At 38.3% G+C, this 24,881-nt stretch carries 22 protein-coding genes; 9 read left to right on the forward strand and 13 right to left on the reverse strand.

Going from position 1 to position 24,881, the window contains the following annotated elements; all coding sequences use genetic code 11:
• Positions 1 to 191 precede the first annotated feature (191 nt).
• Positions 192 to 800, reverse strand: coding sequence for a hypothetical protein (locus ACTJJF_RS05110; RefSeq protein ID WP_312305025.1), 609 nt, complete (start codon positions 798 to 800; stop codon positions 192 to 194).
• Between the two features lie 625 nt (positions 801 to 1,425).
• Positions 1,426 to 2,211: an AraC family transcriptional regulator gene (locus ACTJJF_RS05115; protein WP_312305039.1), complete on the reverse strand. Its 786-nt coding sequence runs from the start codon at positions 2,209 to 2,211 to the stop codon at positions 1,426 to 1,428.
• A gap of 71 nt (positions 2,212 to 2,282) precedes the next feature.
• On the opposite strand from ACTJJF_RS05115, the gene ACTJJF_RS05120 reads away from it, so the two are divergent.
• Positions 2,283 to 3,488 (forward strand): CynX/NimT family MFS transporter, encoded by a 1,206-nt coding sequence (locus ACTJJF_RS05120; protein WP_440698908.1) that lies wholly within the window; start codon positions 2,283 to 2,285, stop codon positions 3,486 to 3,488.
• 97 nt (positions 3,489 to 3,585) lie between these two features.
• On the opposite strand, the gene ACTJJF_RS05125 is transcribed toward ACTJJF_RS05120, so the two are convergent.
• Complete coding sequence (locus ACTJJF_RS05125; protein WP_440698909.1) at positions 3,586 to 4,353, reverse strand: MBL fold metallo-hydrolase; 768 nt, start codon at positions 4,351 to 4,353, stop codon at positions 3,586 to 3,588.
• A gap of 93 nt (positions 4,354 to 4,446) precedes the next feature.
• On the opposite strand from ACTJJF_RS05125, the gene ACTJJF_RS05130 reads away from it, so the two are divergent.
• Both ACTJJF_RS05130 and ACTJJF_RS05135 read left to right on the forward strand, forming a co-directional pair.
• Positions 4,447 to 4,761 (forward strand): winged helix-turn-helix transcriptional regulator, encoded by a 315-nt coding sequence (locus ACTJJF_RS05130; RefSeq protein WP_440698910.1) that lies wholly within the window; start codon positions 4,447 to 4,449, stop codon positions 4,759 to 4,761.
• A gap of 64 nt (positions 4,762 to 4,825) precedes the next feature.
• On the forward strand, positions 4,826 to 4,978 hold the full coding sequence (locus tag ACTJJF_RS05135; protein ID WP_312305073.1) for a hypothetical protein: 153 nt from the start codon (positions 4,826 to 4,828) through the stop codon (positions 4,976 to 4,978).
• A 102-nt stretch (positions 4,979 to 5,080) separates the two neighbouring features.
• Here the strand turns inward: ACTJJF_RS05135 and bioA are convergent, their stop codons facing one another.
• From bioA to ACTJJF_RS05160, 5 genes are all read right to left on the reverse strand, one after another.
• Positions 5,081 to 6,370, reverse strand: coding sequence for an adenosylmethionine--8-amino-7-oxononanoate transaminase (gene bioA / locus ACTJJF_RS05140; RefSeq protein WP_440698911.1), 1,290 nt, complete (start codon positions 6,368 to 6,370; stop codon positions 5,081 to 5,083).
• Between the two features lie 300 nt (positions 6,371 to 6,670).
• A complete protein-coding gene (gene bioB / locus ACTJJF_RS05145) occupies positions 6,671 to 7,654 on the reverse strand; it encodes a biotin synthase BioB (RefSeq protein WP_440698912.1) in 984 nt (327 codons plus the stop codon).
• A 2-nt stretch (positions 7,655 to 7,656) separates the two neighbouring features.
• A complete protein-coding gene (gene bioD, locus ACTJJF_RS05150) occupies positions 7,657 to 8,268 on the reverse strand; it encodes a dethiobiotin synthase (protein ID WP_440698913.1) in 612 nt (203 codons plus the stop codon).
• 55 nt (positions 8,269 to 8,323) lie between these two features.
• Positions 8,324 to 9,433, reverse strand: coding sequence for an aminotransferase class I/II-fold pyridoxal phosphate-dependent enzyme (locus ACTJJF_RS05155; RefSeq protein ID WP_440698914.1), 1,110 nt, complete (start codon positions 9,431 to 9,433; stop codon positions 8,324 to 8,326).
• Positions 9,426 to 10,049, reverse strand: a complete 624-nt coding sequence (locus ACTJJF_RS05160) for a hypothetical protein (RefSeq protein WP_440698915.1) — start codon at positions 10,047 to 10,049, stop codon at positions 9,426 to 9,428. The genes ACTJJF_RS05155 and ACTJJF_RS05160 overlap by 8 nt, the downstream gene beginning before the upstream one ends.
• Before the next feature lie 66 nt (positions 10,050 to 10,115).
• Here ACTJJF_RS05160 and ACTJJF_RS05165 point away from each other — a divergent pair, with 66 nt between their 5' ends.
• From ACTJJF_RS05165 to ACTJJF_RS05190, 6 genes are all read left to right on the forward strand, one after another.
• A complete protein-coding gene (locus ACTJJF_RS05165; protein ID WP_440698916.1) occupies positions 10,116 to 11,603 on the forward strand; it encodes a PLP-dependent aminotransferase family protein in 1,488 nt (495 codons plus the stop codon).
• A 303-nt stretch (positions 11,604 to 11,906) separates the two neighbouring features.
• Positions 11,907 to 14,141, forward strand: coding sequence for a TonB-dependent receptor (locus ACTJJF_RS05170; protein ID WP_440698917.1), 2,235 nt, complete (start codon positions 11,907 to 11,909; stop codon positions 14,139 to 14,141).
• A 172-nt stretch (positions 14,142 to 14,313) separates the two neighbouring features.
• Complete coding sequence (locus ACTJJF_RS05175) at positions 14,314 to 15,831, forward strand: pyridoxal phosphate-dependent decarboxylase family protein (RefSeq protein WP_440698918.1); 1,518 nt, start codon at positions 14,314 to 14,316, stop codon at positions 15,829 to 15,831.
• Positions 15,809 to 18,232, forward strand: coding sequence for a GNAT family N-acetyltransferase (locus ACTJJF_RS05180; protein ID WP_440698919.1), 2,424 nt, complete (start codon positions 15,809 to 15,811; stop codon positions 18,230 to 18,232). The genes ACTJJF_RS05175 and ACTJJF_RS05180 overlap by 23 nt, the downstream gene beginning before the upstream one ends.
• 160 nt (positions 18,233 to 18,392) lie before the next feature.
• Positions 18,393 to 19,706, forward strand: coding sequence for a lysine N(6)-hydroxylase/L-ornithine N(5)-oxygenase family protein (locus ACTJJF_RS05185; protein ID WP_440698920.1), 1,314 nt, complete (start codon positions 18,393 to 18,395; stop codon positions 19,704 to 19,706).
• On the forward strand, positions 19,682 to 21,028 hold the full coding sequence (locus tag ACTJJF_RS05190; protein ID WP_440698921.1) for an MATE family efflux transporter: 1,347 nt from the start codon (positions 19,682 to 19,684) through the stop codon (positions 21,026 to 21,028). Before ACTJJF_RS05185 ends, ACTJJF_RS05190 begins: the two co-directional genes overlap by 25 nt.
• A gap of 73 nt (positions 21,029 to 21,101) precedes the next feature.
• On the opposite strand, the gene ACTJJF_RS05195 is transcribed toward ACTJJF_RS05190, so the two are convergent.
• From ACTJJF_RS05195 to ACTJJF_RS05215, 5 genes are all read right to left on the reverse strand, one after another.
• Positions 21,102 to 21,974: an alpha/beta hydrolase family esterase gene (locus ACTJJF_RS05195; protein WP_440698922.1), complete on the reverse strand. Its 873-nt coding sequence runs from the start codon at positions 21,972 to 21,974 to the stop codon at positions 21,102 to 21,104.
• A 78-nt stretch (positions 21,975 to 22,052) separates the two neighbouring features.
• Entirely contained in the window at positions 22,053 to 22,640 is a 588-nt protein-coding gene (locus tag ACTJJF_RS05200; protein ID WP_312305149.1) for a hypothetical protein, read from the reverse strand.
• Entirely contained in the window at positions 22,630 to 23,106 is a 477-nt protein-coding gene (locus ACTJJF_RS05205; protein WP_312305160.1) for an RNA polymerase sigma factor, read from the reverse strand. The genes ACTJJF_RS05200 and ACTJJF_RS05205 overlap by 11 nt, the downstream gene beginning before the upstream one ends.
• Before the next feature lie 142 nt (positions 23,107 to 23,248).
• Entirely contained in the window at positions 23,249 to 24,058 is an 810-nt protein-coding gene (locus ACTJJF_RS05210; protein ID WP_440698923.1) for an alpha/beta hydrolase, read from the reverse strand.
• 192 nt (positions 24,059 to 24,250) lie between these two features.
• Positions 24,251 to 24,826, reverse strand: a complete 576-nt coding sequence (locus tag ACTJJF_RS05215) for a Crp/Fnr family transcriptional regulator (protein ID WP_440698924.1) — start codon at positions 24,824 to 24,826, stop codon at positions 24,251 to 24,253.
• Between the last annotated feature and the right edge of the window lie 55 nt (positions 24,827 to 24,881).

Raw genomic sequence — 24,881 nt, forward strand, 5'->3', positions numbered from 1 at the left:
AAAGTCACTTCGTGCAGAACTTTGACTTAGATCAAAAAGGAAAGAAGATTTTATAGGGCCGGAAGAATGGAGAAATTTAAAGTCCTAAAAACAAACATAGTTTTATTTTATTGAATATGAAATCATTAATTACATGCATTAGTAACTTCCCTCTTCCAGCCTTATAATTTTATTTCTCACCTCCTTGTGTATTAATCAAAATCCAGAAATCCATCGGTAAGCTGCTTCCATTGAATTTTGGCAATTCCCATAATTCCTCCTGCTGCCACCATAATATTTCTGATAACATCAAACCAGTTGGCATTAAAATTAGGAGTTTCGTTTCGCCCATATACAGCAGCTTTTAAATGAGTCGTATTCCTTGAAATCATAAAAGTGGATGTGGCCCGGGAACTGTAAAAATGTGCAATATGTCCCTTTTTTCCATGCTTGGGATCCTGAGAAGGTCTGCAGGTCATGGTAACACTTTCAGAATAGGCATCCTGATAAAAGCAGATATCTGTAATCTCCACCCAGTCGTATCCTTTAGCTTCTGTTTCTCCCGGTCCGGGAATATTGATCCGTACAAAATCACCTTTCTGCGGTTCACGTTCTACCGGAGAACCGTTGGAGTCATAGAGCTTAAATGCAGCAAAAGCTTCTCCACAATAGGATTTCCATCGGTTGATAAGGCAGAATCTTTTCTTCAGGATCTCAAATTTTAACGGAAGATGTGCCTCATCAAATTGTTTATAACTTTCAGTATCATGAAAACCGCCGGCTCTTTGCTGAGGCACTCCTTTTATTGACTTTGGCTTCATGCGATGAATTTTAAAAACAAATAAATGGAAATTCCGGCTCTTTTTTTATGAGTATAATCACAAGGGCAAATCCGGAGTCAGATCACACCCCATTATTTTTTACTCTGATGAGACTAAAAAAGACCATGCTTTTGGATACTAAATCCATTAAGGTTGAAATATTTTTTCTAAAAATGAAAATTTTCTTTACGGAATAATTTTTTTAAAAAGATTTTTTCTGAATGACAAAATCCGGTAAAATTGGGTTCTATATAAGTCTAAGGCTGAATTCCGGAATATTGAATAAAATACAAAGGATTTAAATGATAATTATTTTTACTTAAAATAAATAATATTTAAAAAAAATACCGATATAATGCATTACATAATATAAATTTTACTTATATTTGTGAATCGAAATAATTTTTTTTCATCATTTGTGTTTTTTTAAGGTCTCCATTCTTGGGGACCTTTTTTGTTTTTATTGATGATATAATCGAATATTTACAATTTATTTCGAAATTTACAAAATGTGAATTATTGATATTAAAACACAAGTAAAACATCTTTTATTAAGAAGGTTAAAAGCTTTCACTCTTTTATTAAATCACTTTTAGGTGTTTATTTTCGTCTGCTTTATATTTTATTATTGCTGGATATTTTTTATAAAATCACTAGGTCTGAACTGCATCACCGACTGAAAACTCCGGGTATAGGCCTGTACACTCTTATACCCTACTTCATATGCAGTTTCTGAAATGGTAAAATTTCCCGAACTCAGCAATTCCAGACTTTTAATTATACGGAGCATTTGCTGATATTTAATTAAAGTAAGTCCTGTTTCTTTCTTGAAGATCCGTTCCAATGAACGTAAAGATAATAAAGCTATATCACTCAGTTCTTCTATTGTAATATCTTCGTGATAATGGTGATGAAGATACTCAATAACACCTGTTAAGCGCTTGTCTTTTGGAAGGCAGATATGAAGTCTCAGAGAATGTTCCACAAAACGGGGAAGCTCATTAAAAAGAGCTTGTAGAAATATCATTTCATCATGGTTTTCGGGAAGAAGCTTTGACCACTTTTCAGCATATCTGATCATTTCTTTCAGCACAGGAGGTACAGAAAAAACATTCACCTCCTGATAAAAAGAACCTTTTCCAGCCATGTCGGCAAACATAATCATCAGTTTGATCTTTTCGGAATGTGAATTGGTCTTATGAACAGCGCCAGGTGGTATCCAGACGGCATGGTTCTGTGGCAGAAGATAGATCCTTTCTTCAATGGTAATATACTGGAACCCGCTTTCCACATATACCAATTGTCCTTTTTGATGCTTATGGAGTACGTCATCATGCATCCAGTTTTCTTCAAACCATACAAAATAAGGCTTGTTCAATTCATCTACTTCAATACTGTTGTTGGTGTTCATGTCGTTTTATGTTAAAACTTTGGCAAAATTAAACAAAATTACTATGCTAATTTTGCACAAAAGATTTTATTATGATGAAGAATGAAATAAAAAGAAATGCTTCGTATGCTTTGCTGATCATTAATGTTCTGGTAGTTATTCTGATCTCCAGTAATCTTCGCTCCCCTATTGTTGCCGTATCTCCGGTGCTGGGAGATGTGAGGGATGCTTTGAAACTGGATAATTTTCAGGTCAGCCTGCTTACGTCTATTCCCCTTTTTATGTTTGCAGCCTGTTCTGTTCTGGTAAGCAGATTTTCAAATACGTTGGGGATCAGTAAGCTTCTGATGTATTCCGTTATTATTTTAAGTTTCGGATTATTCCTTCGTATTACAGGATCACTTTGGCTATTATTCCTTGGTTCACTGTTTATTGGATTGGGTATATGCATCGGCAATGTGGTGACTCCGGGATATGTTAAAAATAATTTCCCCCAACAAATAGGCCTGATGACCGGTATTTTTGCTGTATCGATGAACCTTACTGCAGCGCTGGCTTCCGGATTCAGTGTGAAAATTGGTGAATGGACAGGATTCGGATGGCGTGGTTCTCTGGGAATCTGGCTGGTAATTGCAGCTTTAGGATTACTGGTTTTGATCCTCGAACTTATATTCAATAAAAAGAATCCTGAACAGCCTAAAACGGCATTGAGTACTTCGGATTTTAATATGTTCAAGTCCTCACAGGCCTGGAATATCAGTGCTTTTATGGGTCTGCAGTCTTTATTTTATTACTGTATGGTGGCCTGGCTACCTTCATTTCTTGCTGATTATCATATGCAGGGGGAAAGTTCGGGATGGGTACTTTTTGTGATCCAGATTACGATGATCCCTATTACGTTTTGCTGCCCGATTATCGCCAGTAAAATGAAAGATCAGCGCATTATGATTATTTTTATCTGCGCTTTAATGTTTGGAAGCACGATGATGTTTGTATTTCTGAAGTCTGAGTGGATCTATGTGAATGCAGTGATTATAGGTATTTCTAACGGGTTGTCTTTCAGTTTGTCTATTCTGTTCTTTTCTGCCCGAACCAAGAGTAGTATCAATGCGGTAAAAATCTCCGGAATGGCTCAGTCTGTAGGGTATCTGATTGCAGCATTCGGTCCGCCGCTGTTTGGGAAGTTGCATGACTGGGATGTGTCCTGGAACAGCTCATTCTATTTTCTGAGTGCTGCAGTAGTACTGATGTTCTTTTTCGGAATGAAGGCTGCGAGAAATAAGTATGTAGAAGATTAGCCGCCATTCTGCACATGAAAAGGATAGAAGAAAATTCTATCCTTTTCTGTTTTGGATCTGTATTTATTCTTTTCGAATGGTTTTCTGTATTCAGAGATTACAAATGAAGTTCCACTTCTTCTCCGTCTTCCAGGATGAAGCATCTGTTCTCAAGTCCATTTTCACTGATCTTTTTTCTGGTATACTTCCGGTCTTCTCTGCAGTGGCTTACCGCTTCCAGATGGGTTACCCAAACAGCAGATCCCGGAGCATATTTACAGACTTTTATAATGTCATTACTTGTCATAATAATAGGATCTCCAACATCAAAAGTAGCAGCACCTCCGGCTACAATGATGTGCTGTGGCTGATGTTTATCTATTTCAAAGGCAATTTCATCATACCAGATAGTGTCTCCTGCAATATAAACGGATTTATTTTCTTTTTTAAAAACGAATCCATTGACGATTCCCATTTTCTCTCCGATTTCTCCGGTTCCGTGGCGGCCATTGGTAGTTGATATTTCAATGTTGTTCCATTGCAGCCGATCATTTACGATCACTATATTTGTAAATCCCTGTCCTGCCATGTGATCTGAAATAACATCGGAGCAGATGATTGGAATATTCTTGTCTAAAAGTTCGACAGCAGCAGCATCCCAATGGTCAGGATGAAGGTGGGTTACAGCAACAGCATCAATCCCTTTTAATTTTTTATGCAATTCTTCCCTGCTGAAAGGTAGATCTACAAGGGGGTTCAGTAATTCACTTTCTGTCATAGGCATTTTTCCCATAGACCCTTTTTCTCCAAGCATTGGATCCACAAGGATGGAAAGTTCATCAATATTCAGCACCAATGTGGCATTACGCCATAATTGTAATTTCATTTTTGAGTATTTTTGTTGAACAAAGATATTATCTGGTAAAAGTAAAACAATCGAAGGTTACCAAAATGTTAACCATAAATATTCATTTGACTGATGAATTTTGAAGAATTTAAGAACTGCGGATTAAGACGAAGCCTGAATATCCTTTCTGGTAAATGGAAACCTTTGATCCTTCATAACCTTTTTGAAGTGGAAAAGGTACGTTTTGTAGAGCTTTGGCGGAGTATGCCGCGTGTTTCTAAGAAAGTACTGGCAGAGCAGCTGAAACAGCTGGAAGATGATCTTATTATTGAACGGATTGAAGTTTATAATTTTCCTCCGGAAGTATATTATAAGCTAACGGAAAAAGGACAAAAACTGGGGCCTATTCTTTCTGAACTTCACTCATGGGGAAATGAACCGGGATAAAAACTATTTAAAAATGAAAACGCAGATCAGGCAATTCAATACTGATTTATGATCATGAGCAATATTGAATTCGGAAGCAATTATCCTGGAAAAAGTTTCTTCATGGAATTATATCAAAATTCCCTCTTATGATCTGAATAAGAATGTATTGAAGTTCAATAAAGATAAATTAAAGGAATTGATTCCTATTCTGAAGAAAGCCGAACTGGAGCTGTAAAAATACATCCACCATCATTACACAAGAAAACCTTACAGGTTCCGGAAACCTATAAGGTACATTAAAAAAATTAAAAATAATTATTATCTGAAGAGGATCAGTTTATTTAAACTGTTCCAGGACTTCCATAATATTCTGATACACAAAATCAAGTTCTTCAGCCGAAATACAATAAGGAGGCACCAGGTACAGAACATTTCCAAGGGGACGCATGATAATTCCCCTCTGTAAAAATTCATTGTAGAGTTTTTTTCCTATTTCATTAAAATAAGAGGTTCGCTGACCTGTTTTAAAATCAAAAGCCAGAATAGTTCCGATATGACGGGCATTTTCTACCTGAGAATGTGTGGAAAGTGCTTTTACAAACACTGAATGCTGTTGAGTGATACGGTTGATATTCATTTGAGTGTCTTTTTGTAGTAATATTTCCATACTGGCCAAAGCAGCAGCACAGGCTAATGGATTCGCCGTAAAAGAATGTCCGTGAAATAAGGTTTTATGATGGTCATCAGACAGAAATGCATCGTAAATACGGCTGTTGCATGTAGTAATTCCCATGGGCATGGTCCCTCCTGTCAGTCCTTTTGAAAAGCACATAATATCCGGCTGTTCAGTAAGGTGATTTGCTGCAAAAAGCTTTCCTGTTCTCCCAAACCCTGTAAAAACTTCATCCTGGATCATAAGGACTCCCTGTTCTTTACATATTTTCATCAGGCTGTTAAGATCTTCTGCCTTATACATCAGCATTCCTGCCGCTCCCTGAACTAAAGGCTCATAGATAAAACATGCCACTTCATCAGCCAGTTCTGTAATCTGAGCCTGTAATTGTTTCAGATTTTCCGGATTGGGAGTATCAATGAAAACCACTTCAAACAGCATGCTTTCAAAAGGCTGGGTCCAATAGCTTTTCCCGCTTACAGACATTGCTCCGAAAGTATCTCCGTGATAGGCATTTTTAAAAGCGAGAATCTTGGTTTTCTTTTTTCCCTGGTTATGAGCATACTGAATGCACATTTTCAATGCTACTTCCACTGCCGTAGAACCATTGTCAGAATAGAATACTTTTTCCTGATCAGACGGCAATAGTTTTAAAAGTCTTTCAGAAAGCTCTACGGCGGGTTCATGAGTGAAACCTGCAAAAATAACCTGTTCCAATGTATTCAACTGCTCAAAAACACGCTGTGTAATATAAGGATGAGCGTGCCCATGAAGTGTAACCCACCATGAAGAAACTACATCCATATATTTTTTCCCTTCTTCATCGTAGAGATAAATTCCTTTTCCTTTTACAATGGGAAGGGTATTATTGGCCGTCTTCATTTGAGTATAAGGATGCCAGTTGACGGCTTTGTCTCTTTTCTGCAGGCTGATTTTGTTTATTATTGTATTCATATATTGATGTAAAATAGGGTAATGAGTGATGAGTTTTTAAATAATGCAATGATCGCTAAGTTTTACTTTGTGTGCTGTTGTCTTAAGTTCGCAAGGGCGTTTCACTCAGCAATAAAAAGCATTATGCCTTGCTGAATAGAATGCCTTTGCGAACGAATATTTTTACATTTAATCAATATTTTCTATGAGCTATAACGTTAAGAATAAATGATTCAAAAACTCAGAAAGCAACATTATGATGCATATTAATATACTGATGATCCAACTCCCCATAATCTTTAATCTATATTTTTTATAGCTCTAACAGCATGTTTCTTTTTTCATCATCGGTTTTAAGCCAAGGGTCTGCAGCATCTGCATATCTTCAGATACTCCCGGATTCGGGGTAACCAGTAAGGTTTCTCTTTCTCCGGTAAAAATAGAATTGGCACCCGCCATAAAGCACCATGCCTGTTCCGTTTCATCCATTTCTATACGTCCGGCACTAAGTCTTACCATTGAAGACGGCATTATGATTCTTGCCGTAGCGATCATCCTTACCATTTCCCAGGTATTTACTTTTTCATTTTCTGCTAACGGAGTTCCTTCTACCCTTGCCAAAGCATTAATAGGAACAGATTCCGGATGTTTAGGCATTGTAGCCAGAGTCAGCAGCATTGAAATCCTGTCTCTGTGGGTTTCTCCCAGGCCTATGATTCCTCCGGAGCATACTGTGATCCCTGCTTTCCGTACATTATTAATTGTATTGATCCTGTTATCAAAGGTTCTTGTGGAAATAATTTCTTCATAATACTGTTCAGAAGTATCCAGATTGTGGTTATAGGCATACAATCCGGCTTCCTGAAGTCTGATAGCCTGTTCTTCCGTAAGCATTCCTAAAGTACAGCATACTTCCAGCCCCAGCTCATTCACTCCTTTTACCATATCAATTACTCTGTCAAAATCACGGTTATTACGTACTTCACGCCATGCTGCAGCCATACAGAACCTCGATGATCCGGAATCTTTTGCTTTCTGGGCATGGGCAATCACTGTTTCAGTAGGTAATAAAGCCTGTACTTTGATGTTGGTATGGTAGCGGGCAGCCTGTCCGCAATAGGAGCAGTCTTCCGGGCAGCCTCCTGTTTTGATCGATAATAATGTGGAGATCTGTACTTCTGAAGGGTCATGCCATTCTCTGTGTACGGTGGCGGCTTTATAGATGAGTTCCATCAGCGGCAAATGATAGATTTCCTCAATTTCTTCTTTGGTCCAGTTGTTTCTGATTGTTGTTTTCTTATCCATTATCATAATTTTGTTATTGTCAGCTGCTTTGCGGCAGCTCTTATATGTTCTCTGTCAGGAGTTCCTATCTCAGGAATTCTGATTATTTCTGTTCCTTCTTCAACGAAGCTGCAGATGACCCTTTCCGTATCTTCGGGAAATTCTCCATTGAGAATTAAATAGCCGAGTTTTATATTTCTCTGTTTCAATGCCATGATTGACAACAGGCTGTGATTGATGCATCCCAGATAATTCCTGATCACAAGTGCCGCCGGAAGATTCAATACTTCTATCAGATCGATAATAAATCTGTTGTCAGAAAGAGGAACCATCAACCCGCCTGCTCCTTCTACAATCAAAGGCTGATCTGTTTCCGGTAGTTGAAAACGATCAAGATCGATATGGAGGTTTTCTTCCCGGGCAGACTGATGAGGAGAAGCGGCTAATTGCAGTCTGTAGGTTTCCGGATAGCAGACTGTTTGATCAGTCCAGGCTTCAATTTTATGACTGTCCGTATAATGCAGGTCTCCGGATTGTACAGGCTTCCAGTATTCTGCTTTAAAATATTGAACCAGAACAGCAGAGCATACAGTCTTTCCAACTTCGGTACCTATTCCTGTTATAAATAATTTCATGTTTTTTGAGATTCGGGGTGATTTTAGAATCAAATTTGTTTACGTGTTCTTTACTTTAAATAAATTCTTTAATAATTCCTGTCAGTTTCAAAATTTCCTCTTCCGTGTTGAAACTGTGAAGACATATCCTTAGCCTCTCACTACCTTGTTTTACGGTCGGACTGTATACAGCGTAGGTTAAAAATCCTTCATCGGTTAAAGTATTCTGCAGTGTTTTCAGCTTCAGGTTATCCGGAATTATTATGGCCTGAACAGGGCTACCATCAACCGAAGGCGAACATAATCCCTGATTTCTGAAAATTCTTATATTTTCCTGAAGTCTTATATTCAGATCCTGATGGGTTTCCAGAAATTCATATCCTGTTTTTATACTCATCCATTGGAAATCCTGTGCGGAAGTAGTATAAATAAATGGTGAAGCAAAATTGACCAGATATTCTTTTACCGATTCATTGCAGAGTATGGCAGCTCCGTGCGTGCCTAAAGCTTTTCCATAAGTTACCACTGCCGCAAAAACCTTATCCTGTAATTGATACTTTTCAATCATCCCATACCCTAAAATGCCAAAAGAATGGGCTTCATCTACTATGAGATCTGCTCCATACTGACTGGCAAGTTCAGCAATTTCCAAAATAGGTGCAAAATCCCCTTCCATTGAGTAAAGGCTTTCTATAGCAATATAACAGGGGCCGTTTTGTCTTTGCAGCACTTTTTCAAGATCTTGCAAATCATTATGTCTGAACTTCAGCTTTTTTGCATTTGACATTCTGCAGGCATCATGTACGGAACGGTGAATCTGTTCATCTACAATAATTGTATCATGCCGGTTGGGGATCGCTGAAAACAACGCAAGATTGGCATTGTAACCTGACGGGAAAAGCAATGCTGCCGGAAACTGGTGTTTTTCAGCAACAAATTCTTCTGTCTTCAAAACTAATGAACTGTTTCCACTGATGAGTCTTGAGCCAGTGCTTCCCGAAAGAAGTTCAGGTTGGTCATTGACATTTTTCAACAATATCTGTTGAAACTCTACATTTCGGGCCAGCCCCAGATAATCATTAGAATAAAAGTCAATTCCTTCAGATTTGGGTTGTAAGCGCCGTAATCTTCCTTCCTTTTTTCTTTTATCGAGAGATTGTTGACAATATAAGGTGCCGTTATGCATAATTCAATTGTGCTACTTCTTCGGCAATAGCACCAATCCATTTTTCGTGCAATTCTTTTTCAATGGTAAGAATGTGGTCTGCATGGCTTTTCCATTCAGCAGAAAAATCGTTAAGCTGATTGATCATTTCTTCCAGATGGCCTTCTTCTTCAAGAATGATAGATTTTACCATAATCTTTGAAGATTCTTTGGTCAGAATATCCTGATATACGGGATACAATTCATCTGCACGGACTTCAATAGCATAGGTTACAAAAAGATAGGCTGCGTATTTTAGGTCTTCTTTATTAAGTTTAAATACTTTCTGAAGATAACGGCAGGCTTTGATATCAAGGGAATGAAGATACTGTCGGGTTGCCGTTGCTGCAAGAAGCTCTTCGTTTTCATAGGTTTTGCAAAGCTCCGGATTTATTTTCCCGATTTGTTTTTTCAGATAATAAGCATGGCGATGCTCTTCTGCAGCATGTTTCAGTTGAATCTGAGTAACCAGAACAGGATGTTCACATTTTGATATTTTTCTTGCCCCGGCATTTTCCATAAAAGAAAGCGTATTCAGCCATTTGGCATGAGTATTTTCTTCCTGTACAATTTTATTTAACAGATGATGAAACTCCATAGATTTTTATTTTGATGTCAAAAGTAGTATATTGCCGGATGGTTCAATGGTGCCAGTTTTGATATTATGGATAGTCCGGTTAGAATTCCTTATGAAAGTTTTATAAAAATTGACAGAAAATCAGAAACTCCGATCTATTTACAGATCGCCAATCAGCTGATCAATACCATTCAAAGAGGATTTCTGCCATTTGGAACCAAACTGCCGGGAACAAGGACTTTCAGTGAAATGCTGGACATCCACAGAAATACTGCTGTGGCTGTGTATGATGAATTATCTGCACAGGGCTGGACAGAATCTCTTCCGAACAGAGGAACTTTCATTATTGGTAAAGAACAGGAAAAACCCGTAAAAATGAATGATTTTGAGCAAAAAAGCCTTCAGAATTATCCTAAAACCACCGGATTTTCTTTTAAAACATCCAATATACTGGATAATCCGTTTGAACATTCCGATTGTGATTATGTTTTTAATGATGGTGTTCCTGATATCAGGCTTACACAGATCGGACAGCATTCGAGATTTTACAGCTCTATTCTTAAACGGAAGTCTAATCAGAAAATATCCGGGCATTATAATCATGACGGCAGTGAATTCTTTAAGGAGCATTTATCACGGTATCTGAACCTGTCCCGTGGGCTTCCTATTTCTAAAAATAATCTGCTGATCACCCGAAGTACGGAAATGAGTATCTATATTGTTTCCGAGATTCTTCTTTCCGCCGGAGATGTAGTACTGGTAGGTGCTTTAAGCTATTTTTCTGTCAATATGATCTTTATGAAAACCGGAGTTCAGATGGTTTCCATTCCTATAGACGAAGACGGGATTATTGTAGAAAGTGTGCGGGAGGCCTGCAAAAAGCAGAAGATCAGAATGCTTTATCTTACCCCGCATCACCACTATCCTACCACGGTTGCTTTAAGTGCCCAGAGAAGGTTTGAGCTTCTGGAACTCGCCCAGGAATATGGTTTTGTGATTCTTGAGGATGACTACGATTATGAATTCCATTATGATAAAAGCCCTATTCTTCCTTTGGCCAGCGCAGATACGAATGGTATGGTGATCTATATCGGCTCTTTTGGTAAGTCATTGGCACCGGGATTCAGAACCGGATTTATTGTAGCTCCGGAAAACCTCATGTCTGAAATGAGAAAATACCTTGGGATCATCGACAGACAAGGTGATATTCTGATGGAAAGAGCCCTGGGGGAAATGATTGCGGAAGGAGAAATCAACCGTTATCTGAAAAAATCTCTAAAGGTCTATCAGGAGAGGCGGGATAATCTCTGTACGTTGCTTCAGGACAATCTGGATGATCTTATTACCTTTCAGAAACCTTCAGGTGGTCTGGCAATCTGGTTAGAATGGAAAGTTCCGCTCAATCTGATGAAGCTGAGCCGTAATTGTGCCCGGGATAATCTCTTTATCCCCAAGACGCTTCTGTATCAGAATAAAAACCTTACTGCCATGAGATTAGGATTTGGCGATTTGAATGCTGATGAAATGAAAAAAAGTGTTGAAGTTTTTTCAAAAAATGCAAAAATGATCAGCTGACTTACGATTTTGGGGATTTTTTCACCCTCAATTTTAAAGCTATTTTCAAATTTTCTTCGATTTTATATATTACATTTTCGTTAATTCTAAAGATTTTTATTTCTCTTTTCATTGTTTTTTGTCTCATTTTGGGACTGATAAAAAATAAGCTATAGTGCAGAATTTTATATAAAAGGAAGTATCTGATTGTAGAATTATTCTTACTGTACTCACATTGATTTGAAATATGTGATAAATATCATTGTTAATTTTTGGACAATTATATTCTATATTTATCCCATTATTTTTAATTGTTCTAAATAAATGAAACGACAATATGTACTTTCAGTCATCCTACTGACTGCCTTTACTGCACATACTTCTGCTCAGAGCAGGCAGGATAGTATTACTACAACAAAAGATATCAACGAAATTGTACTGGTGTCTTCACGTTCCCCGAAGCAAATCAGCGATATTCCGGGAACAGTCTGGATCATTGGGGAAAAAGAACTCCAGACTCAAATAAAAGGCGGTGCCGGATTGAAAGAGGTATTGGGAAATATGATTCCCGGGTTTGATTTCGGAAACCAGGGGCGAACCAATTATGCCCAGAATATGAGGGGAAGAAATGTCCTGGTAATGCTCAACGGAGTTTCCCTGAACAGTACCAGAGCAGCCAGCAGGCAATTTGATGCCATTGATCCTTTTAATATCGAAAGAATTGAAGTTTTGTCCGGTGCTTCTGCCATCTATGGTGGAGATTCTACAGGGGGAATTATCAATATTATCACTAAAAGACCCACTTCAAATAAACTTGCTTTTGAAACCTCTGTAGGATTAAAAACAGGCTTTCATAAGGATGATCTTGATAAAAGGATCGCACAGTCTGTTGAAGGTGGGAATGATAAAGTAAAATTCAGATTGGGGGCTGCCTTTACTCAAAATGAAGGAGCTTTTGATGCCAATGGAGATCAGATTATTACTGATGTAAAACAGGCAGATTTTCAATACAACAGATCAATAGATCTTCTGGGTGGAATAAGCTTCAAACTGAGTCCTGATCAGGATCTGAATGTAGATCTTCAGTACTACAATTCTAAGGTCAGAAACAAAAAATGGCTTTCTTTCGGTCCCGGGTTTACAGGATTTACCACAAAAAATCCTGACCTGATCAATGTACTTGGAGGTGCAGATTCTGATGTGGTTCCCCGTACAGAACGTTTTATGGCTAATATTCAATACAGTCTCCGTAATATTTTAGGAGGTCACAATTTACTTGTTCAGGCTTATGGAAGACGTGAAGAGGCAGATTTTGGGGCTTCTTTCGCAGAAGTACCTAAACCTCCGGCAGGTGTTACTCTTCCCGTATTTCTTTCTTCAGCCAGAGGAAATACAGATGTATATGGAGCAAAAGCTGTTCTTTCCAAAAACTGGAATGCTTTCAGTTTTACTTACGGTACAGACCTTGATTTTGAAAATTTTAAAGGAGACCAGGCTATTTTTAACCCTAAAATAAGCAGTGAATCGGGAGGATTGATCAATAAGGCAGATGCTTTTGTAGGAAGATACCCGGACACCAAGATCTTTACACTGGCAGGTTTTATTCAGGCAGACTGGAATATTACAAAGAAACTTACCCTTTCCGGAGGAGTGAGACAACAGTTCATCAATGTAAAACTGGATGATTTTGTAGGTTTTAAAGAGCAGGTGTATATGCATTTCGGCTATGGTAACTCTGCAGATGTTGTGAAAGGAGGTAAAAATAATTACGACGTTACACTACTTAATGCAAGCATATTATACAAATTTACACCCGCATGGCAGACCTGGTTCAGCTTTTCACAGGGGTTTGCCGTTCCTGACGCTGCCAAATCCTATGGTTTCGGAAAATATCAGCTGAGCAACAACCGCTGGAATCTTCAGAATAGCATGAATATTTCAGAACAGCCTTTAAGCGGAATTAAAACCGATCAGATTGAATTAGGATTCAGGCACAACAGAGGTTCGGAAGCAGGATTATATGCACAGGGATCAATTTTCTATGCATTATCCAGCAAAACCCTGAAAATTGACAATGCCGCTTTCACGATTTCTTTACTTGACCAAAAACTCAGGAATTATGGTTTTGAAGGAGCTTTGGGATATCGTTTCGCACAAGGCCTTGAACTGGGGGGAAATGTACTCCTGATGCAATCTGAAACCGAAACCAAAGATAAGGGCTGGCAAAACCAATCTGTCTATACCACAAACCCGTCTAAGTTTATGGTTTTCACAGGATGGAATGCCAAAAGATTTTCACTGAGACTGCAGATGCAGAACTCTATGAATTATACTGATCTCGCAGATATGAAAATCACAGGTTATACCCTGTTCAATTTTATGGGAGATGTAAAACTGAACAGAGGAACCATTAATTTCGGGGTTCAGAATATTTTTAATAGGCAATATACTACGATTTGGGGGCAGCGTTCCGTATTATTCTATGGAGCACCTCAAAAAGCATTTGCTTATCAGGGCCGGGGAACAACATTTTCTGTAGGCTACACGATTAACTATTAAATTCCAACAATCCAATACAGATGCATTTTAAACCATGAAAGCCGGAAAAAATTTAAAAGATTTAACAAGTTTAAATATTTTAAATTCCTGCAGGATGGATTTAAAATGCATCGTTAATTTTCAACTCTAATTTACGATCAAAGGGTAAAAAGAGCACAAACACACCATATTTATGAACACAGTTATTACCGGGCATACCGCAGCGGAAAAGGAGACTCTTTTCCCCAATCTGGAAAATTTATTCTGTGATATCAATATTCACGAATACCAGAATGCCATGCACAGAACGCAGCAGAGTGTCATTGCATTTTTAGAAGACACTCATCAGCCTTTCAGCGGGGTTTCTCCCAAAGAGCTGAGAAAACAGTTTGAATATATCGATCTCAATTCACCTCCTATAAGCTATGAAGAGCTTTTTGACGAGGTAAATGAGCTGTATACACAGCATGCCGTTGCTTTTCATCATCCTAAATATGTAGCCCATCTCAATTGTCCGGTCGTTATACCTGCAGTGGCTGCGGAAGCAATGATCAGTGCTATCAATTCTTCTCTGGATACCTGGGATCAGAGTGCAGGAGGAACTTTGATGGAGCAGAAACTGATCGAATGGACCTGCAATGAAATCGGATTTGATACATCCTCAGACGGGATCTTTACCAGCGGAGGCTCCCAGAGCAACCTTATGGGAATGCTTCTGGCAAGAGATCATTTTTCCGTTAAATATTTACATCACAACATTAAAAAAGACGGACTTCCCAAAGAAGCACACCGTTTCAGGATTTTTGTTTCCGAAGCGGCTCACTTCAGCATTCAGAAGAGTGCTTCCATGCTGGGACTTGGTGAGCAGGCAGTCATTAAGATCAAGACAGACAGGTCTTTCCGTATGAACAGTGTGCTGCTGGAAGATGCAATAAGAAAAGAAATTGAAAACGGAAATATTCCTATTGCAGTGGTTGCTACCGCAGGAACAACAGATTTCGGAAATGTTGACCCGCTGATCAATATTTCAGGAATAGCAAAAAAATACGGTCTTTGGTTCCATGTAGATGCAGCATATGGCTGTGCTTTGCTTTTAACAGAAAGATACCGCCATTTACTCAATGGAATTGAAGAGGCAGATTCCGTAACGGTAGATTATCATAAAGCATTCTTTCAGCCGGTAAGCAGCAGCGGATTTCTGGTAAAGGATAAAAACTATTTCAGACTGATCACCCACTATGCGGATTACCTGAATCCCAAAGATCATGATGAAGATGAGATCCCGAACCAGGTGAATAAATCGATACAGACTACCAGACGTTTTGATGCCCTAAAGCTTTGGTTTACGCTTAGAATCATTGGTAAAAAGGGACTGGGAAATTATATCGACAGAATTATCATGACTGCCCGTGAAGCCGTTGATATCCTGGAAAATGATTCTCATTTTGAATTATTGAACACTTCGGATATTTCAGCACTGGTCTTCCGTTATACGGCAGATCCTTTTAAAACATTTGACCTGAACAGGATCAATACTTACATCAAATCACAACTCTATAGACAAGGGAATGCCCTTACGGCGGGAACCAAAGTAAACGGACAGTTCTATCTGAAGTTTACCATTTTAAATCCTCTTACCACAATTGAAGACATTAAATCAGTACTTAAAATTATTAAAAAATACGGAAATGAATACATTGAAGTCAACTAATATCTCTGAATATGCAGAAAAGATAAACTATACATCGCTTATCAACTGCTACCTGAAAGAATTTACCAACTGGAGCCGGTACCTTGGTATTCCAAAATATGACGAAGGCATTGCTGTTTACCTGAAGGAAACCCCTACGAATCTTCATATCCGCATCGATTTTTCTTCAATAGGATGCGATGTGTATATTCCTGTTGTTTACTTTTCAGAAAGCGGAAGACATCTTTTTGATTTTCCTGTTCTGATGAGAACTCTGAAGACTGATGAAGTTTCTGAACTGGATGTTTACGGATTTATGACCCTTACCGCAGAATATGCAAAAGAAATTCATCCGGGAATTGATGCTGCGAATGTTTTAGAAAGATTAAATAACAGTATTGATAACCTGACAGAATATCTGTATCATTCCCTGCACACTAAAAAAACGATCAATGATCTGGAAATGTCTTTTATTGAGGCAGAACAGTCTCTGATCTTAGGCCATATCCTTCACCCGGTTCCAAAATCGAAACAGGGGTTCGTTGGTGAGGATCTGTTGAAATATTCTCCGGAAACTTCGGGAAGATTCCAGCTGTTCTATTTCCTTGTCAATCCGGAAAATATGATTGAAAAAAATGCAGATGGAGAACTTGTGAGCAAAGAATTGGCTGAAAAGATCTACCCAACCCTTAATCCGGAACATAAAAAGCTCTGGGATCAGCATCCGGAATACCATATTTTACCAATGCATCCATGGGAAGCAGATTATCTTATGGGACAGGAAAACGTACAGATCATGGAAGAGCAGGGAATTCTTTTCGCTCTGGGACATTATGGAGATTACTTCACTCCTACTTCGTCAGTAAGAACGGTCTACAATGAAGACAATAAATGGATGTTTAAGTTTTCCCTTCATGTAAAAATCACCAACTCCGAAAGAATTAACCTGTATCCGGAGCTTCACCGTGGCTATGACATCAGCATGCTTCTGAAAACAGATTGGGGAAAAAATCTCCAGAAAGATTTCCCGGAAATAGATTTTATGGTAGATCCTGCCTTTATGGCGGTTACTTTCAATGGAAAAGTCATTAACGGGTTTAATATCAGCATCAGAAGAAACCCATTCCAGGGAGAACAGAAGAATAAAAATGTAACGCTTTTGGCTGCACTATGCCAGGACGGTATTCTTGGAAAGCCTTCAAGACTTCAGAATATTATTACCACTACAGCTGAAAAGCTTGGACAATCTGTAGAGAAGATTGCTGTAGAATGGTTCAAGCAATACCTTCATCTTTGTGTGAGACCTATTGTCAGAATTCTGAATACATACGGGCTGGCTTGTGAATTTCATCAGCAGAATGTAATGATAGAACTGGATAAAAACGGCTTCCCGGCAAAGATTTATTTCAGAGATAATCAGGGATTTTTCTTCAGAGAAGGAAGAAAAGATATGGTTTCTGCTGCTCTTCCCGGTATTGCAGATGAAAGTCAGTCGATTATTGATGAAGAATCATTAGCCCCGAAATATACCTATTATCTGGTTACCAACAATATCCTTGGGGTTGTAAATGCTTTGGGTTGCAACAGATTAGCAGATGAAAAGAAACTGATCGATCTTGTATATAAAGCATTTAAAGAACTTGAAAATGAAGATGAAACCGGCCTGGTAAGCTATATTACGAATAAAAGAAACTGGTATACAAAAGGAAACCTGATCACGAGCCTGCAGAACATCAACGAAGCAGATGAATCACTTGAATATCCTGCTGTTTTTCTGGATACACCGAATCCTCTTAATAAATATTTCTACAGCCAGCAGCTGATCAAACCAACTACCATTGAAACAGTATATTCCCGTCATTTTGAGGATGAAAATATCACCATCAGCATCAGACCTTTTGATATAGACCGTGATTTTGAAATGGTTCATGAGTGGTTCAACATGGAGCATGCCAAGCCGTACTGGAAAATGGATGGCCCAAAAAGGGATCTTGAACTTTGGTTCAGAACAATTCTTCCCAGTGACGAACAGCATAGTTTTATCGGAGAGATAAATGGAGTTCCTCAGTTCAGTTTTGAACCTTACTGGCCGATGAGAGATATTGTGGGTGCTTATTATGATTCACTTCCTTCAGATTACGGAACACACTTCTTTGTTGCTGAAACCCGTAAAGATAAAAAGTACTCTTTTGAGTCCTTTCAGGTTGCTTTAGATTATATTTTTTCACTTCCGGAAGTTGGTAAATGTATTGGAGAAGCTTCTGTAGAGGCCGTTCCTACAGACAGGCTGATTACCAGATTGGGATATACAAGAGAAGGAGTGATTACCATGCCTCATAAAACAGCATATCTTACTTTCTGTACCCGTGAAAATTACTGGGAAAAGTGTCCTGAAAGCAGACTGGAAACAAATAATGCTTAATGAGTAATAGCTTCATTATGAGCTTCTATCTCGCATATTATACAGATTTCACGTAAAAGTAATTTTAAAATCTGCGAGAATAAATATACAAGGCTTCGGCTCCGTTCAGCTGAAATAAGCTGAAGCCTTTTTTAATATTAACTTATAAAAACAAAATACATTGGAAAATAATAAAATATATGATATTATAGGGATCGGGATTGGTCCTTTTAATCTGGGCTTAGCAGCACTTCTTGAGCCAGTAGAAAGTATTTCAGCACTCTTTCTTGATCAGGCTGAAGGTTTTGACTGGCATCCGGGACTGATGCTGGATAATGCTACATTACAGGTTCCTTTTATGGCAGACCTCGTCACCATGGCCGATCCGAAAAGTAAATACAGTTTTCTCAATTTTTTAAAGGAGACTGACCGTCTGTATAAATTTTACATCAGAGAAGATTTTTTTATTTTAAGAAAAGAATACAACCTGTACTGCCAGTGGGCGGCTGATCAGCTTCAGAGCTGTCTGTTCGGGAAAAAAGTGGAGAATATTCATTTTAACGAAACAGAACAGTTATTCATCATCGATGTTCTGGATCTTAAAAATAATGATGTAATGAAATATACCGCCAAAAAGATTGTATTAGGAACAGGTACCCAACCCAATCTTCCTGCTTTTATGGAAGGTAAGAACTTCCCGAATGTTATCCATACTTCTGAGTACCTGAATCATAAGGAAGATATTCTGAGTGCGGATTCTGTTTCAATCATAGGCTCCGGGCAGAGTGCGGCGGAAATATTTCAGGATCTTCTTCCGGAAACTGAAGATGGTATTTTCATGAGCTGGTTTACAAGGCCGGACCGTTTTTTTCCTATGGAATATTCCAAACTAACGCTTGAGCTGACTTCTCCGGAATATGTGGATCATTTTTACAATATGCCGTCTTCACAACGGAAATCTGTCCTGGCTAAGCAGCCACCACTTTATAAAGGAATCAATTTTGAGCTGATCAATGATATTTTTGATACCCTATACGGAATGAGCGTTGGTAATACCCCTTTAAACGTTGCTTTAAAACCAAGCTGCCAGTTGGATGGTATTGCACCCGAAGGGAATTCATATGCACTCAATTTTACCCATGTGCAGGATCATGCAACTTTCACCCATATTTCAGATTATATCATTCTGGCTACAGGTTACAAATATAAAGAGCCTAAGTTCCTGAAGGGCATTGAAAACCTGATCCAGCGAACTGAGGGTGGATTGTTCGAGGTAAGCCGTTATTACACCATCGACGAGGCTGAAAACATTTTTGTACAGAATGCAGAGCTTCATACGCATGGTTTTGTGACACCGGACCTGGGAATGGGAGCTTACAGAAATGCACTGATCATCAATGCTGTTGCAGGAAGAGAGGTGTATAAGGTAGAAAAAAGAATTGCTTTTCAGGAGTTTAATACCCAAAAAACATGGACCGCAAAACATTCATCCTAGAAGGTGATACAAAAAAGGTCATGTGGGAAACTTCATGGCCTGCCGTTGCGGCTATTGTCCTGTATGGAATCAACAATTTTCTGGATGCTATTTTTGTGGGCTACCTTATCAATACGCAGGCTTTGGCAGCTGTTGGGATGGCCTATCCCCTGTCGCAGATTGTTCTGGGATTCGGAAGACTTGCCGGAACCGGTGCCGGAGCTGCTGTAAGCATATGGATCGGGGAAAATAATCAGGATAAGCTGTACAGGTTATTTGGGAGTTTCAATGTTCTTTGTATCTTCTTTTCATTGCTGTGTACTATTCCGGCTTACATATTTGCCCATGAATTAATGGCTATGATGGGGGCAAAAGGAGACCTTCAGACCATTGCAGTGGAATACTTCCGGGTAACACTCATCGGAACGATTTTCTGGATCTACGGTCTGGCTTTGAATATGCTGGTGAGAGCAGAAGGAAAGATGAAAACCGCTGCTGTAATGATCACGGCAGGACTTATTATTGATATTATCCTGAAACCCGTTTTCATTTCTGTATTCGGATGGGGTGTTTCCGGTGCGGCATGGGCCACCAATTGCGGAATGCTGATCTATTCATTGCTGGGGTTTTATTATTATGCTCAGGGAAAAAGCTCGTTTTCAACCCGCTGGAAGTCTTTTTCCTATGATGCAGCTATTGGAAAAAGAATCTTAAAACTGGGGCTTCCTGAAATGATCCTTTCTGTGATGGGAGTCATTCAGAGTATTATCATATTCAATGCGATTGCAGCATACGGAACGGAAAAAGACATTTCTTTTTTTACGGTTCTGAACAGGTTTTTCCTGTTTCTGCTCACTCCATTATTCGGGTTGATGCGGGGGTTACAGCCTGTGGTGGGGATCAATTTTGGCGCAGGGCAGTTTAACAGGGCCGATAAATTTCTGAGAACGTATATTTTCGCCGGTGTCGGTATACTTTCGCCATTTTTTCTTGTGGCATTGATTTTTCCGGAGCGGTTGATCGGTTTGATGCTTCCAGGGTATTCTGCAGAACATCATCAGATTATTGATTTCAGGCTGTTCTTTTCCGTATTGCCATTGCTTCCGGTTACGGTATTGGCACTTTCCTATTATCCGGCAGTAAATCAGAGCAAGAAAGCCAGCTTCCTGGTTTTCCTTCGTCAGGTTATTCTGTACATTCCGCTGATGCTGATTCTACCGCATTATTTTGGAATCAAAAGCATTTATTGGGGAAGTGCACTGATAGAACTTGTTGTAGGAATTGTGACATTATTCTTACTTAAAAACTATAAGATGAAGGTGAATGAAGTGAGAACTTGTTAGATTTAATTTTTTATTAAACAGCTTGATATAAAGTTTATATCAAGCTGTTTTTATTTTAAGATAGTGAAAATACCTACTTCTGCCTGTTAAAAAAATTCCACATATATTCATTAAAGTCAATTTCCTTTGAGGTGAGACCAATAGGAAGTCCGATATTAAAATCATCGGATCCCGGCCAGGTATGTCCTCCATTTTCTATAGAAATCAGCGTGATGTATTTGTTTCCTGCTTTTATTTCTCTGATCTCCGCAGAAGTCTGATCATTTTTATTTTTATTAATAACCCTGGTAATTTCTTTTTCTTTTTTTACATTGGTCGGCTGCCAGAATTGATAAGAGCGCCGGGCAGACAAGTATCCATAGTCTTTTCCGTCATAGCTTACAATAGCATCAGATTTTCCATGTACCATCAGAACTCCTATTTCTTTTCTGTTTTGATGATAATAAGCTACAGAATCCGGAACTGTAGCTCCTGCCGTGGCAATTGCTGAAAACCTGTGGGGAAGTTCAGCCGCAATCCGGTGACAGAAAAAACCGCCTCTGGATAATCCGGCAGCATACACCTTTTGAGAATTAACAGCATAGTCTTTCTCGATCTGATTCAGTAGTGCTTCTATAAATCCGATATCATCTGTTCCTTTTTTATAAGACATTCCGAAGCCGACATTCCAGTCTTCTTTGATTCCTTTGGGATATACTGCAATAAAGCCGTGTTGGTCCGCTGTTTTGTTCATTTGGGTATACAGCATATGTTCAGCCGGGGTCATTCCGCCACCGTGGAAGTTGAAAACCACAGGATATTTCTTTCCGGTTGCTGTTTCATATCCTTTTGGAGTATAAATAATATATTTTCTCTTGACATCATTATGCTGCAGAGTTTTAGTCTGTCCGGACAGGGCATAAGAACAGCATGCTGTAAAAAACAGCAGTATACATTTTAAGATCATAGTATATTGTTTTAGGTTATTGAAGTAAGAAAAGTAAAGCCTGAAAACTACTTGAAATATTTTCCAGCTGCCTGGATTTTATTGTATCTCCTTAAGAAGTCTTTCAATGGTATTGATGAATACCGTTGAGTTTTTCACATTCTTTTTTTTATAGAACGGATGAATGATCAGCCAGATGGCCATGTTGAAGATTATCAGTAATATGAAAGTGATCAAAAGCCATTTTTCAGAAGTTAATAAGGTCTCAAAAAAGTAAAGAAAAATGGCAATTGTAACCCATGTGCTGCTGAGGCATGACACAATAATTCTTTTATTTTCATCCTTTATCCGTTCATCCCTGATATTATTGAGAAATTCATGACCGTTAAGCAGATATTCTTTCTGGTGATACCGTATGGATTTCCATGAATAATAGAGCAGAAAACAGCCGGTAAAAAGCAGAATAAATTCTGATACACTTTTATAAATACTGTTCAGATCATCTGTATAGATCACATAGGAAATGATGAAAAATGAAAATGCACCCACCCATAGATACCAACGTATTATCTGATCTTTCTTCTGTTTTCTTAGCAGTAAAACCTCTTTTTTTACAGCTTCAATATCGGGAGCCTGATGATCTCCTGAAAGCCATAAATCTTTAATATCATCAAAATTATCTTTCATATGCTTTCATTTTTTTTGATAGAATTTCTTTGATCCTGTAGATTTTAACCCTTACATTTGAGTAGCTTATTCCTATGATCTCTCCTATTTTCTCCTGAGAAATATCTTCCAGAAATAATCCTATGATCAGCCTGTCAATTTCAGAAAGTTCATTGATGCAGGCCCTCAGGTGGATCAGTTTTTCATCTTCATGAATGGTTTCTGATGCTTCTATCTTTGTGAAATTATAATCTTTTACTGCAGGACGGCGTTTTTCATTTTCAATCTGGCGAAGGCATTTATTGGTAGCGATCCTGAAAATCCATCCCGGAATATTAGTGTTATTTTTCAGGGTGCCCAGGTTTTCAAATACCGTGATGAATGTTTCCTGTGTAATATCTTTAGCCTTATCAGCATCATTGAAATATCCATGACAGAGTCTGAATATCTTGGGTGAATAAAGCTGATATAAGTTTTCGAAATCCATATACCTTTAAAATACAAGGAATTGAAAAATGTTACACTCCATTGGCAAAAAGAATGATAAAATGATGAAAGTTTAATTCCGATATACATTGTAAACATTTGAAAAACTGCATTATATATCATTTATATAAAGCAGTTTCTATTTATCTGAAATATTTATCAAATAAGGTTAATTGTTCGGAGAGTGACCTGCTCCAGTATTTATCATCGTGAATTCCCAAAGATTCTATGTAAAGATGCTGGATCTTTGATTCTGTAAGTTTTTTGTGAAAATTCCTGTTCATTCCGATCATCTGAACATCCTCCGTACCGCAATCGAAGATATAATGCTGGCCTGCTTCTGCCATGAGCTTAATCTTAGAATCGGTAAGGAAGACCGGATTCATGGATAATAAAGGTCCCAATACCTTATCTACCATATATTTGGCATAGCCCTGTCCGAAAGAATTGAAATCCAGAGCACCGCATGAGCTTCCTACAATGCCGAAGGTTTTATTGTATATAACTCCGATGTTAGTAGCTCCATAACCTCCCATACTCCAGCCTAGAATTCCCCTGAATTTTTTTTCAGCCTTCACCGGATAATTCTTATCAATAAATTCTACGAGTTCCTTTCCTATAAAAGTCTGATACTGTGAATCTTTAACAATAGGACTATCTACATACCACGAACTGTAGTTACCATCCGGCAAAACATATATTGTCTTATATTCCTGGGCTTTCTGCACCAGATCAGGAATATCCTGTTTAATTGTCCTGTCCGGATTGCCGCTGAAACCATGAAGAATATATACAGATGGATAAGTGGTTTGCGGCTGAATATCCGGGGTAATAATGATTGTTTTGATCTTTTTGTTCATTCTGGGACTGAAGATTTCCTGATGAATGATTTTTTGCGCTGAAAGCTGGGTACAGACAGTCAGGACAATGACAATGTTGATTAACTTTTTCATGTTGTAATAATGTTTAACGAATGATGGCATTCTATCAAAACACCTTTATAAATGTATGATGTTTTATTTTAAAACCAAACCTCGTTCCTGTTAATGATCTTATAATAGAACAAAGATGTGGCAGAAAAAAAATAAAAGCCTCAACATATGTTGAAGCTTGTTCATTTATTTTTCTTTATATCTATGGTAAATTTAACTAAGTTCCTTTCTGATCCTGCTCAATTGCGTAGGGGTGATGCCAAGATAAGAAGCGATCTGATTTTGTTTCAGCCGGTTGTATAGAGACCGGTTTTCAAGAAGGAATAAATAACGTTGCTTTGCTGTTTCATATTTCAGAGAAACTTCTAACGGTTCTTTTTTTACCACCCAGTTCTTTTCCAGGTAATGAATATGAAAAAGTGCAAGATCATGATGTGTTTCAAGCAGTTCCCGGTAGGCTTTTACCGGATATTGAATCACTGCACAGTCTTCAAGTGCAATAATACTGAATTTGCTCGGTTCATTTTTAATAATGGCCGCTGTAGAAGCCACAAAACTGTTTTCTTCAAAGAAAATTTTATAAATGGAATCTCCTCCCTCATCTATAGTATAATACCCTACCAGTCCTGATTTTATGAAATAATAATACCTTGCCATATTTCCGGCTTCCAGAAGATGATCATTCTTAAGGTATACTTCTTCCGTACAGATTTCTAATAAGGCATTGATTGTTTCATCTGATAGCGGATGATACTGACTGATTTGTTGTAAAAATTCTGAAGTATTCATTAGTTCCAAAAGAACGTATAATTATGAAATTAAAGAAAATCTGCGTAATCTGCGA

The organism is Chryseobacterium sp. 22458, assembly GCF_052044975.1.
Taxonomy (GTDB): Bacteria; Bacteroidota; Bacteroidia; order Flavobacteriales; family Weeksellaceae; genus Chryseobacterium.